This is a genomic window from Nostoc sp. NMS8 (assembly GCF_017115045.1).
Lineage (GTDB): Bacteria > Cyanobacteriota > Cyanobacteriia > Cyanobacteriales > Nostocaceae > Nostoc.
Genome location: NZ_JABXKK010000068.1, coordinates 24079 through 36622, shown reverse-complemented (window position 1 = coordinate 36622; position 12544 = coordinate 24079). Strand labels below are relative to the sequence as shown.

The 12544-nt window shown below is 40.7% G+C and carries 10 protein-coding genes; 2 read left to right on the top strand and 8 right to left on the bottom strand.

The genetic code is table 11. The features are described 5' to 3' along the window. Nucleotides 1-716: 716 nt before the first annotated feature. The gene (locus HWQ39_RS12940) at nt 717-1622 is read right to left on the bottom strand and encodes a bestrophin family protein (RefSeq protein WP_292845126.1); all 906 of its coding nucleotides are present in this window, start codon (nt 1620-1622) and stop codon (nt 717-719) included. A gap of 663 nt (nt 1623-2285) precedes the next feature. Beyond that, the gene (locus tag HWQ39_RS12935; protein ID WP_292845123.1) at nt 2286-2684 is read right to left on the bottom strand and encodes a VOC family protein; all 399 of its coding nucleotides are present in this window, start codon (nt 2682-2684) and stop codon (nt 2286-2288) included. A 1117-nt stretch (nt 2685-3801) separates the two neighbouring features. Between HWQ39_RS12935 and HWQ39_RS34400 the strand changes: the two genes are divergently transcribed. Both HWQ39_RS34400 and HWQ39_RS12925 read left to right on the top strand, forming a co-directional pair. Next, the gene (locus HWQ39_RS34400) at nt 3802-3942 is read left to right on the top strand and encodes a hypothetical protein (protein ID WP_366932269.1); all 141 of its coding nucleotides are present in this window, start codon (nt 3802-3804) and stop codon (nt 3940-3942) included. Nucleotide 3943: 1 nt separating this feature from the next. Further along, the gene (locus HWQ39_RS12925) at nt 3944-7639 is read left to right on the top strand and encodes a PAS domain S-box protein (protein ID WP_292845120.1); all 3696 of its coding nucleotides are present in this window, start codon (nt 3944-3946) and stop codon (nt 7637-7639) included. Here the strand turns inward: HWQ39_RS12925 and arsC are convergent. The 6 genes from arsC to HWQ39_RS12895 form a co-directional block, all read right to left on the bottom strand. Then, nucleotides 7636-8031: an arsenate reductase, glutathione/glutaredoxin type gene (arsC, locus tag HWQ39_RS12920; protein ID WP_292845117.1), complete on the bottom strand. Its 396-nt coding sequence runs from the start codon at nt 8029-8031 to the stop codon at nt 7636-7638. The two genes, HWQ39_RS12925 and arsC, sit on opposite strands and share 4 nt — an antisense overlap. A 47-nt stretch (nt 8032-8078) precedes the next feature. Further along, nucleotides 8079-8513, bottom strand: a complete 435-nt coding sequence (locus HWQ39_RS12915) for an ArsI/CadI family heavy metal resistance metalloenzyme (protein WP_292845113.1) — start codon at nt 8511-8513, stop codon at nt 8079-8081. A gap of 31 nt (nt 8514-8544) precedes the next feature. Next, nucleotides 8545-9609 (bottom strand): ACR3 family arsenite efflux transporter, encoded by a 1065-nt coding sequence (gene arsB / locus HWQ39_RS12910; RefSeq protein ID WP_292845110.1) that lies wholly within the window; start codon nt 9607-9609, stop codon nt 8545-8547. A gap of 34 nt (nt 9610-9643) precedes the next feature. After that, nucleotides 9644-9802, bottom strand: coding sequence for a hypothetical protein (locus tag HWQ39_RS12905; protein WP_292845107.1), 159 nt, complete (start codon nt 9800-9802; stop codon nt 9644-9646). Nucleotides 9803-10112: 310 nt separating this feature from the next. Beyond that, nucleotides 10113-10439, bottom strand: a complete 327-nt coding sequence (locus tag HWQ39_RS12900) for a metalloregulator ArsR/SmtB family transcription factor (protein WP_292845104.1) — start codon at nt 10437-10439, stop codon at nt 10113-10115. Nucleotides 10440-10677: 238 nt separating this feature from the next. Continuing rightward, nucleotides 10678-12477 carry an ABC transporter ATP-binding protein gene (locus HWQ39_RS12895; protein WP_292845101.1) on the bottom strand — a complete coding sequence of 600 codons (1800 nt, stop codon included), beginning with the start codon at nt 12475-12477 and terminating at the stop codon, nt 10678-10680. Nucleotides 12478-12544: the final 67 nt, after the last annotated feature.

Below are 12544 nucleotides of genomic sequence, written 5' to 3'. Positions count from 1 at the left end.
TCTCAGTTTGATGTGCATTCTGCAATTCACAATTTTTATAACAAAATGTATTAAAATTGACCCTAATTTCAGTTAGATAGTAAACACTCCAAGCCGAAAGGCAGCAGTTGGAACGAGAGCGCTCTGCTCGACAAGAGAGCGATGCCGAAAAACCAGCACTTCTAGCAGCCCAAGTGGACTTAGAAAATGTTTGAAAAGTTTTCTTCTCGGTAACAAAACGTTCTAGATCCCCCTAAATCCCCCTTAAAAAGGGGGACTTTGATTCCGGTTCCCTCCTTAAAAAGGGGGGCTAGGGGGGATCAGTTAGTGCCTAAAATCACGGCTAACCACTTTTCAAACAACCTCTCAGATAAGCAACCTGACTTAAGCCCAGATAAACGATTTTTCGGGCAAAGTTAAGGAGACAACCACAAAACTAGAAAAAGCAATTGCTGATGTTAATACGAAGATTGAAACTCAACTTAATCGAGAACAACTGAAACAGAAAATTTATCAACTGTTCGATAAAGTAACAGCAGTTCTTGATAGTCCTCAAGTTACCAAGAGGCTTCAGAAAATATAATCACCTCCCAAGTGCTGTATGAAACTCAGATAAGGTTGTCCAATAATATCCACCTATTTCAACTTGACATAAGTATTGAGCAAAGACTGAAGACTATATGGACAGTTTGTTCAAGAAGATTTTCAATACTACAATAATTTCTAATATCTTTTAATCAGATATTTTCTGTATGCGATCGCGTATTTGGAGTCAAAGTAATTAAATCATCAATATTGCGTTTCATTGTCTCGCAAATTGCATCTAATGGTAAATCATTAGCATCATAGCCAAAGGGGTTTTCTATCTCTAAGCCGATGGCTTCAATGCCAAATACTGTAAAACCAACTAAGGCGGAAATTAAACCTGTCCACCAACCGAGACTTTCTACTATTTGAAATGGTAGCAAAAAGCAATATAGTATCAGTAATTGCTTCAAATGAATAGCATAAGCAAGGGGCATGGGTGTTTTCAAAATGCGTTCGCAAGCACCTAAATTATCTACCAGATTATTTAATAATTCTTGCATAGATGTTAGCTGGTAACTGTTAAGGCAATTACGATTGTACTGTTGTTGTAAATAATCTCCTATCCAAAAGGCAACCTCTATGGGGGGATTATTCATAATCTTCAGTTTTCTGTACTTAGTAGATGGCATTAAGTCTTCTAACTCGCTATTAACTGTTTCTCCACGCAAATGTAATTTAGTTGTTACAGCAAAAGCTGCCAATAAGTTTAATGCTGTAATTTTATTTTCTTTATCTTCTGGTGAAATTTCATCAACTGATACCCAAATTTGTCGCGCTAGATTTCGGACGTTATTTACTATAGAACCCCAACATTTTCTCCCTTCCCAAAATCGCTCATAAGCAGTATTGGTACGAAAGACAAGTAACAACCCTAAAACAATACTAGGAATCACAGTTCCTAAAATAGGTTGGGATACAGGTTTGTCAAAATGGTAAAGTAGAGAAATCAAAAATCCAAAAGCTCCACACCATAAGATATGTCTGTAAATTGCTTTCATTACCGAACCCTTAAGTTGTAGTACTTTGCCTAGCCATGTGAGTGTTTTGGCTTTCATGCATTTGCCGGAAAAATATTTAGTAAACCGAATACATTAAATATCATAGAGGTTAAAAGTAATAACTATAGAAATAGCACAACTGGCAAGGAAGCTATTTTGAAAATAATTTTGTTCAATAAGCATTATATCCTCGCGACAATGATTGTATTGGGAGCATCTCACTTTCGTAAAAATATATCTAGCCTTGACGAATAGAATTCTTGGCTATACAGACAAAACCCACCTCCGTGGGTTTCCAATTTATTGAGTCCGCGCAGGCGGACGAAGTTTATGTAGCCGCAATTTTTAATCGCCAGATATATTTGCTTTCACTGAGATGCTCCCGATTGTATCCTAGCTTCTGTTATACAATATCAAGTCCGGTTAAATACCTATCATTAGGACTGACGCGAAGAATTTTTATCAGTAATTAGGTGTACATTTTATAAAAGTCAAGAGTGAGGCCCACGGTTTTGCAGTAATTGTAAATAAATGTAAAGCTTTTCTAGTGGCTGCATAAATCCCGCATCCTACCTTGATAAATTTATAGAAGAACAGGTACATGCTTATTGATGATGTCTATACAGCATTATTCGGTATCATGCACCCCAGTAAATCATAAAAGTTCTAATCTGTAAAATCCTGCCCTGTAAATTAAACGCTTAGGCATAACTAAATAAGTTATGTCTTTTTCTTGTCGTTAGTCTCGAAACGTTGAATTTCAATCAAATAACCATCAGGATCGCGGAAAAAACAGTGGTAAATATTGTACTTTTCGTTTAGTGTAGGCGGCTTTTCAAAATCGACGCCACGTTCTTGGAGATATTCAAACCATTCATCCACCTGCTGTGTTACCAGAGTAAAAATGACACTTGATTGGTTGTTGGTTGCAGGAGTTGATTTTTCGCTGGCTTCACAAATTCCCAAGTACGCAGAGTCATTAACAGTATAAATTCGACAGGTTCCTTGGTCAAGCCATAACTCAAAACCTAGCTTTTGTTCGTAGAATTCTGTAGATACATTGAGGTTATGGGTAGAAAAGAAGGTAATTTGCTGTTCGATTTGCGGATGGGTAGACATAAATACATTTGAGTATATACCCTAACGACATTGAGCGATCGCAGATGTAAAAATTGATTTATGTTAGAAACCTGTTACTGCTCCAGAATGCCTTAAGCGCATCTGGAGTTTCTTTTTGGAAAAAGCGATGTCTACGACAGGCTGCGCCTACAAAATTTTTCCAATCATCCTGATATGCCAAAAGGCGGCTGAATAAGGATGCATACTGAATTATTTATATCTAACACAGGGCATCAGTTTTTGATGTACCCTTTCTGCCAAACACCTCTTGCAAAACAGCCCCAGATAACCTGAGGCTGTTTTGCGTTACCTCCAATCGAGAAGGTAGATTTTAAACCTCACCCCTTGTAGGCGGCTTAGTTTCCCTATCCCCTTTCACCTACATTTGAGTGTATACCCTGATGACGTAGGATTTTCTCAGAGTGAAAATTTGGTATAGGTAAATGCGTATCTTTCATGACTCCAGATTTGTAACAAACATTTCTGGAGTTTTTTCATTATTGAACAGAATTCAGGAGTCAGAATTCTTCTTCAATAAGGATGAATTATCGCTTTCTAGTTTTGTCATTGGCATCTAACCATAGAAGTAAAGTTAACAACAGATTTTAAAATCTATGTTCAGATATAGTTGCCAAAATTAACAATGATTTGGAAAATTTCATCAAACGAAAAGTATTAGCTATAACTTATATATAGATAACCTATATATAAAACTAGCTTTGATATAAATCATGAAAATATCACACATCACAAAGTTTCTGGTTGTGTGCGATCGCTAAAAATTATCAATAAAATTTCTTAAAATAGTACTATTATCAATCGCTTATTAGGCAAAATTTAATGTTTATTTTATATATAGCTTCTACAGTGAACAGTAATCCGTGAACACTGATAACTGAATATTGGTATTTCACCAAAAGATGAAATTGATAACAACTGATGATTCTTGAAATTCTTCCTCAAGCTGGAGACAAATGACGAGACACCTGTCCTACTCTTCCTACTATGGAACTAGGAAAGCCAGTCAAAATTTCAGATTTAATCCGCGAACTTCGGCAGCAACTTGATCTCTCTCAAGATAAAGTTTGCGGCCAAGTTGGGAGTTTCCCTGCGAACAGTGAATCGTTGGGAAAATGGATCTACAGTGCCTTCGCCAATGGCACTAAAGCTAATTGAAGAAATGTTAGAAAAGATGGGTGAACCCAAAAGACTGATAAACGAGTATCTCCCAAAAGCGGAGCAACGGGAGGACTCTTAAGATGATGGTGAAAGTACCTGAAAAAATTTTGATGATGCGTTCTCGGTTAATAGCTTATGGTGTGATGATTTTGACAGTCATAGCGGCGCTACTGTTGACAAAACTGTTACTGCCAGTTTTAGAACCGAGCGTATTTACATTATTTTATGCAGCCGTAGCAGTGAGCGCCTGGTATGGCGGTATGAGACTGGGAGTATTAGCGATCGCTTTATCTGTTGCAATTTCGCTCTATTTTTTGATTGAGCCAGTCTACTCCTTTCATTTCCTCAGCCTGAAAGTTTTAGTACAACTAACCACATTTTCACTCGTATCTTTTTTAATTACTGCCCTCTCTTCAGAGTTACAAACTGCTAGACGCAAAGCAGAGACAAGCCTAAACTTGTTGCAAAATAGCGAAATGCGGTTTAGCCGACTGGCAGAATCCAACATCATTGGGGTTGTCGTAACTGATATGAATAACGGCTCGATCGTAGAAGCCAATGATGCTTTTCTGAATATGATCGGCTATACGCGAGAAGATTTGTTTGCTAATCAAATGAACTGGCGCGAGATTACCCCGCCTGAGTATCTTCTTTTAAGTGAGCGTTCAGTGGCAGAACTGAAAACTACCGGAGTATGTAAGCCCTTTGAGAAAGAATACATTCGTAAAGATGGTGATCGCATTCCGGTTCTGCTTGGTTCTGTGATATTGGGAGACACTCAAGAAACCATCACTGGCTTTGTTGTTGATTTGAGTGTACGCAAACAAGCAGAAATAGCATTAAAGCAAGCTAACGAGCGGTTTGAGTTAGCCGCCTCTGCCGTCAATTGTCTCATCTATGATTGGAATCTAGAACAGGATACCGTTGAAAGAACCCAGGGGTTAACCCGAATTTTGGGCTATTCCCTCGCAGAAGCTCAACCAACGGGTAATTGGTGGTGTGAACTTGTCCATCCCGAAGATTTGCAACGCCTACAAGAGGAGGCGTTAGTTGCTTTGGCAAATAGCGATCGCTATACTGCTGAGTATCGAATTCGCCACCAGAACAATCAATACATCTACGTGTTGGATCAAGGGATAGTGGTGCAACGGGATGCTGATGGAAATCCGGTACGCTTAGTTGGTAGCACTACAGATATCAGCCCTCGCAAGCAGGCAGAGAAGGCAATTCAAGAAAGCGAGGAGCGGCTCAGGAGTTTTGTCAAAGCAAATATAGTTGGTATTATTTTTGGTGATGTTAATGGTAGCATCACGGAAGCCAACGACGAGTTTTTGCGAATTGTCGGTTATACCCAGGAGGATATTCAAGCAGGTAAATTACGGTGGGCTGATATCACCCCCTCTGAGTATCTTTATTTAGACGAATTAGCTATTGCTGAGGCAACAGCGAAAGGAACTTGCACTCCTTATGAAAAAGAATGTATTCGCAAAGATGGTTCCATTGTCCCGGTTGTCGTTGGCTATTCCCTTTTAGGAGAATCTCGCCAGAAATCAGTCGCATTCATTCTGGATATTAGCGATCTCAAACAAGCGAAAAAAGCTCTGAGTCAGAGTCAAGAGCAATTTCAAGCTTTTATGGACAATATTCCCGCCGCCGCCTGGATTACCAATGCAGAGGGGCGTGTACTTTACCTCAGTCCAACTTATTTGAAGACATTCACTTTAGCAACAAATAAGGCGATTAATAAAAACATTTTTGACCTCTACCCAATCCAAATTGCTCAACCCCTCCTCGATAACATTAGAATAGTTGCCGAGACGAATCAGGTTATTCAAACTATCGAGTCTGCTCCACGCACAGATGGCAGTCTTGGCGAATTTTTGATCTATAAGTTTCCCATCGCCGATGCATCTGGGCAACGCCTAGTAGGAGGAGTTGCGATTGACATCACCGAACGCGAACGCGCCCTTCGCGAACGTCAGCTTGCAGAACAAGCCTTACAAGAGCGCAGTGAAAGACTTAAACTCCTCTCAGAAACAACCAGTGATTTGCTTTCAACCGAGCGCCCCTTGGATCTCATGAACAGCTTGTTTAGCAAACTATCGGCGCAGATGGATTTGCATTTTTACTTTCACTATCTAATTGATACACACGAAAACAAGCAGAGACTTCGATTAGTAGGTTGGAACGGTATTACTGATGAAGTATTTCAAGCAATTGAATATCTGGAATTGAATGAGGGGATGTGCGGACTAGTGCTGCAAGAAGGCCATCAAATCGTCGTCAATAATGTGCCGGACTCTACCCATCCAAAAGCTCACATTCTCCGTGCTTTAGAAATTACAGCCTACGCAGGTCAACCATTAATTGCTCAGGGAAAGCTGCTTGGTGTCCTTTCTTTTGCTAGTCGCACCCGTACTCAGTTGACTTCTGGGGAAATTGCTCTATTACAAGCAACCTCCGATCAGGTGGCGGTTGCTCTGGAACGCGCTCAGTTAATGGCTTCGTTACAGCGACGGAAAGAAGAATTGATCCAAGCTAACCGAATCAAAGATGAATTTTTGGCAGTTCTTTCCCACGAACTTCGCACGCCGCTAAACCCAATCCTGGGATGGTCGAAGTTACTTCAAATGAAAAAGTATGATGAAGCAACCACTACTCGCGCTCTTGAAACCATTGAGCGCAATGCCAAGTTGCAAACCCAATTAATCGAAGATTTGTTGGATGTATCTCGCATTCTGCAAGGTAAACTGAGTCTGAATATTGCTCCTGTGAATCTGGAAACTGCGATCGCCGCAGCCATAGAAACTGTACGTCTAGCCGCTGAAGCTAAATCTATTAATTTGCAATTTACAATTTTAGATTTGGAATTAGAAAATTCTGACAAAAATTTAGAATCGATCGATTTTAATCAGCAACCAGACAATCTAAAATCCCAAGTTGAAATTGTGCTGGAAGCGCCCCAAAGTTGCAACTCCAAATTTTTAGTAACAGGTGATTCCGGTCGCTTGCAACAAGTTATCTGGAATTTACTTTCCAATGCGATTAAGTTTACACCCCAAGATGGACAGGTAGAAATCAGTTTACAGTCTATTGGTTCTCAAATTCAACTTCAAGTGCGTGATACAGGTAAGGGAATTAGCCCTGACTTTTTACCTTATGTCTTTGACTACTTTCGGCAAGCTGATGGCGCAACCACCAGAAAATTCGGCGGACTGGGATTAGGATTAGCTATTGTTCGTCATATTGTCGAGTTACATGGCGGCACAGTTAAGGCAGAAAGTTTCGGTGAAGAACAGGGAGCAACCTTTACAGTGATGTTACCGCTGATCGAGATCGATCTAAATAATCACCAAGTTGTCTCTCAACCTGATGATTTGCCCGATTTAAATGGGTTGAAAGTTCTGCTTGTAGATGATGAGCGTGATACACGAGAATTAATTGCTTTTATTTTAAAGCAATCTGGCGCAGTAGTAATCCAGTCTGCATCGGCGATAGAAGCACTAGGAATTATGCCTCAGTTCCAGCCAAATCTGCTGTTAAGCGACATTGGAATGCCGGAAGTAGACGGCTATATGCTGATTCGTCAAATTAGAGCGATGTCAATAGAAGAAGGAGGGGAAATTCCTGCGATCGCCCTGACAGCTTATGCTGGTGAGGCTGATTATCAACAAGTAATTGCCGCCGGATTTGAGCAGCATATCACCAAGCCTGTGGAGCCAGCTAAATTACTTCGAGCGATCGCTAACCTAATTTATAGTCGTAGCAATTGTTAATTGAGTCTCTCAATTAACTTTACAACTCGTTCCTTAACTTCATCTCGAACGCGGCGAAAAGTTTCAATTGATTGCCCTGCGGGGTCATCAAGTTGCCAATCTTCAAACACCTCTCTTAATACCCACTCTTCGGGTAAATTAACACCACAGCCACATAATGAAATCACAGTATTATAATCATCAGCATTGAAATCACTTAAAGGCTTAGAAGTTTGATTGCTAATATCAATACCAATTTCCGCCATCACTTCAACAGTGACGGGATCTACCTCACTTGCTGCCAAACCTGAACTAGCAACAGCAACTTTACCTTCTCCTAATATTTGCGTAAATCCCTCTGCCATTTGAGAACGGCGAGAATTATGCTTACAAACAAACATCACCTTCTTCATAAATACTCCTCTCAAACTCTCTGCGTTCTCTGCGGTTCGTTTTCTCTTTACCCACAACACGACTTATTAACAGCCTGTCCCACCACCAAATTTTGTTCTGGCGTTGTATCTCCCACCTTCACCACAAAGACTTCCCAGCCATTCCCATCTGGATCTGTTACCCAAACCTTATCTTGCAAAGCGTAGCAGCAATCAGTATTATCCTCAGTAAATAATGCCAATCCTGCCTCCGTAAACCTTTGGATAGCCGAGCGCACTTCTTCTGTACTTTCAACTTGTACGCCCAAGTGAGATAATGCACCACCAGCCTGAATACTAGATGCTAAATTTAGTGTTAGATTTAACGCTGGGCTAGAAATATCAAATTTGGCATAGTCATGCTTATATTTCACAGGTTCCAAGCCAAACATTGCCCGATAAAATGTTACAGACTTCTCAACATCAGTAACATTCAAAGCCACATGAGTTTTCAGCAGTGCCATAATTTTGCTCCTCGTCGGATTTTTCAAATATTTATAAGGTTCTTGACTCAGGTGTTGTAAAATAACGTTTTTCCAACCAGAAAGCAACATTAACCAGACCAATCAACACAGGCACTTCCACCAGAGGCCCGACAACCGCAGCAAAAGCAACACCCGAATTAATACCAAACACTGCGATCGCCACTGCGATCGCTAGTTCAAAATTATTCCCGGCGGCTGTAAACGCTACACTGGCGGCTCTAGAATAGTCTGTCTTAATCCGCCAAGCCATATAAAAGCTGACCAGAAACATGATGAAGAAATAGACGATCAGCGGAATTGCAATCTTCACCACATCCAAGGGTATCTGAACAATTAAATTGCCTTTCAAGCTGAACATAACCACGATTGTAAATAACAGAGTAATCAGCGTGATCGGGCTAATTTTAGGCACAAATTCCTCGTGATACCACTGCTTACTTTTCACTTTGATTAAAAAGAAACGAGTGAAAAATCCAGCGATAAAAGGAATACCAAGATAGATAAATACACTTTTAGCAATCTCGGCAATGCTGACATTAACAACATTGCCTTTTAAACCAAATAGTGGCGGTAGCACAGTGATGAAAAACCAGGCATAAGGACTATAAAAGATGACTTGAAAAATACTATTGAAGGCAACCAATCCAGGCGTATACTCTGTATTACCTCGTGCTAAATCACTCCAAACAACTACCATTGCAATACAACGGGCTAATCCAATCAGAATTAATCCAGTCATATATTCTGGATAACCGTGTAAGAAGATTGCTGCTAGAGAAAACATCAAAATTGGCCCAATAATCCAATTCTGAAGTAGTGACACACCAAGAATTTTTCCGTTGCGAAATACATCCCCTAACTCTTCGTATCGCACCTTAGCTAGTGGCGGATACATCATCAGAATTAACCCGATGGCAATTGGTATATTGGTTGTTCCTACTTGAAACTGCTTGATAAACGCTTCGACTCCCGGAAAAAAATAGCCAATACCAACACCGATTGCCATTGCCAAAAAAATCCACAAGGTCAGGAAGCGGTCAATAAAGGAGAGGCGTTTTGAAGTCTTTTTGTTCATTACAGAGTTCATACATCTGGCATTATTCAAAGTTTCATAATGAACAAGTTGGTTGGTTTGGATGATTGTCCATGCCTAAAACTGTCCTTTGTAAGCGTTGGCGATCGCTGAATTTCAGTTGATGAATTGGTGTGGCTGTACAACTGCTCGCAAAAGCCAACACTCCAAATAAGAGAGCTAATTTTTTTGCCATTGCGTTCATTGACTTTACCGTTATCGGTAATTTTGAAAGTATGTTTATATCATTTCAAAAAAACTTGATATGTCAATAATAAGCATAGCACTATACATAAAAATTCATCAAAAAAAGTTGATGTATAGCAATTTGGGCAATAGTTTGTAGGGAAGCACAGTCGTAAGTAAGGGCACAGCAATGCTGTGCCCCTACCGTGTGGTATATTTACCTGAAAATAGCTATAAGTTGTCACCAATAGTCTCCGACTGGGAACGAGGCAATCTAAAAGCTGGTTTTAGGCTCCTTTCACGTTAAGATAAACTGATTCCTAATCGCAGCAGGGACGCGCAGATGAAATTACCTGATTCTGGGTAAAATCTGCCAAATATTTCTCTAAAATACTGAATTGAGGCAAATTCAAACTGTAATAAATCCAACGTCCTTCCTGACGGGAGTTAACTAAACCAGCTTCTTTGAGGGTTTTGAGGTGAAAAGATAGTTTCGACTGACTTACTCCCAAGACTTCGCACAATTCACATACACATAATTCTCGCTGCCGTAGCAATTCCAGCACACTAATCCTGAGTGGTTCGGAAAGAGCATGAAAGCCAGCAGCAATTAAATAAGGAATAGTAGGAGCTGAAGAAGTTGGCATCAATGATATTGATATTATAAAGATATGTTATCTCTATTGTGAACTAAAAACTATAGATTAAGTGCGTAGACGCACAGCAGCTTGTTGCCAAACATAGCGGTTTTAAAGGGCGTAAAATTACCCAAGGCTATTTTTTGGCGATCGCACTCATCAATAAAAAAAACACTTGTCTTGACGGCGATTTATCGCGTCTCAAAAACTTTGTACCTCATGTAAAAGAGAATCATCGTATAATATTTTACTTTTGATTTTGAAGAACCATTGTGTCTGCTACACCCAGTTGCAGGGCATAGAGGTTGGCATAGACACCTTGCTGATTGACGAGTTCATTGTGAGTACCCTGCTCGACAATTTGTCCCTGCTGAATGACTAATACCTGATCTGCCTGAGTAACTGTACTGAGACGGTGGGCAATTACGAAACTGGTACGACCTTGGAGCAAACGAGCGATCGCACTTTGCACTAGAGCTTCTGTGCGGGTATCGATGCTGCTGGTGGCTTCATCCAGAATCAGAATTCGGGGATTAATTAATACCGCACGAGCAATACTGATGAGTTGTCGTTGTCCTTGACTCAGAGGTGCGCCCCGTTCACCCAATTGAGTTGTATAACCCTGTGGTAGTGAGGTAACGAACTCATGTACATTTGCTAATTGTGCAGCCGCTTCAATATCAGCTTGAGTGGCGTAAGGAACGCCAAAAGCTATATTTTCGGCAACTGTGCCGGTAAACAAAATATTGTCTTGCAGAACGATGCCAATTTGACGGCGCAGACTTGCTTGAGTGACGCTACGCACATCAATATCATCAATTTTCACTGCACCGCCAGACACATCATAGAAGCGCAAAATCAAATTAATAATTGTACTTTTTCCTGAACCGGTCTCTCCCACTAATGCAACCATCTGCCCTGGATAGGCGTGCAAGTTCACTCCTTTAAGAACCAGTTGATCTGGGTTGTAGCCAAACTTGACATTCTCAAATGTCACCTCACCTTGAATAGGCGGCATTTCTGTGGCATCGGCTGCATCTTTGAGTTCTGACGGTTCATCTAGTAATAGAAAGATTCGCTCTAATCCGGCGAAGGCAGATTGGGCTTGAGTATAAAACTGGCTGAGAATTTGAATCGGGCGGAAGAACTGCTGGACGTAAAGTAAAAAGGATGTCACCACACCGACAGTTGCAGATCCCGTTACCGCCAGATAACCACCATAAGCTAAAACGCCTGCGGTTGCTAATGTGTTGAGAAAATCGATGGAGGGCAAAAAGGCCGAAGTAATTGCCACAGCCTCAACGTTGGCATCTCGATTGGCGGCGTTAAGAATGTCGAATTCTTCGATATTCATTTGTACGCGATTAAATGCTTGTGCTTCTCGCACGCTACCAATATCTTCTTCTAACTTGGCGGAAAGCTCCCCAATAGTTTGTCGAGTGACGCGAAATCTAGCTCTCGCCCAACGTGCAAATAAGCTTGTGGTAAAAATCATTAGTGGCACAACCAAATTACTCAACAAACCGAGTTGTAGGTTGATTGAGAGCATTGCAATCACAATGCCAACTAAACTGAAAGTGTTACCTAGCATTTGAGCGACTGTCAATCCAAATGCCTGATTTACGGTGTTGACATCATTTAGCAAGCGGCTCATTAAATCGCCTGCTTCGCTGCGGTCAAAAAAGCTGAGTGGTAGACTTTGGATTTTAATGAAAATATCTTGCCTCAATTGAGCCAGCAATCGCTGCATAATCCAGCCGACTCGAATAATTTGACCGCGAATTGCCAAGACACCAATCGCATAGTTCAGCCCTAATAGTCCTAATAATTGCAGTAGTCCCTGCAAATTACCTTGTGCAATCAGATGATCGATCGACCAGCCGAGAAAGAATGGCCCAATTGCCTGGGTTATGGCACCAACTAATACTAATGTGATGGCGATGGGAATTTCTTTGCGATAGAGTAGCACATATTGCAAAAAGCGCCGCAGGGTGGAACGTTTCTGACTCGTCTGCTCAGATGCAACAACAGGAAGAGTGCCTCTCATAAAAATTTTGGATTTTGGATTTTGGATTAAAAGTCTTTATTACAAGCCTGTGAGCAAAATTAATGAT

Bases quoted from the DNA above. Each gene is read 5' to 3' on its own strand.
- HWQ39_RS12940 (WP_292845126.1), bottom strand. From the start codon at position 1,622: ATGAAAGCCAAAACACTCACATGGCTAGGCAAAGTACTACAACTTAAG.
- HWQ39_RS12895 (WP_292845101.1), bottom strand. From the start codon at position 12,477: ATGAGAGGCACTCTTCCTGTTGTTGCATCTGAGCAGACGAGTCAGAAA.
- HWQ39_RS12900 (WP_292845104.1), bottom strand. From the start codon at position 10,439: ATGCCAACTTCTTCAGCTCCTACTATTCCTTATTTAATTGCTGCTGGC.
- arsC (WP_292845117.1), bottom strand. From the start codon at position 8,031: ATGAAGAAGGTGATGTTTGTTTGTAAGCATAATTCTCGCCGTTCTCAA.
- HWQ39_RS12935 (WP_292845123.1), bottom strand. From the start codon at position 2,684: ATGTCTACCCATCCGCAAATCGAACAGCAAATTACCTTCTTTTCTACC.
- HWQ39_RS12925 (WP_292845120.1), top strand. From the start codon at position 3,944: ATGATGGTGAAAGTACCTGAAAAAATTTTGATGATGCGTTCTCGGTTA.
- HWQ39_RS12905 (WP_292845107.1), bottom strand. From the start codon at position 9,802: ATGGCAAAAAAATTAGCTCTCTTATTTGGAGTGTTGGCTTTTGCGAGC.
- arsB (WP_292845110.1), bottom strand. From the start codon at position 9,609: ATGAACAAAAAGACTTCAAAACGCCTCTCCTTTATTGACCGCTTCCTG.
- HWQ39_RS12915 (WP_292845113.1), bottom strand. From the start codon at position 8,513: ATGGCACTGCTGAAAACTCATGTGGCTTTGAATGTTACTGATGTTGAG.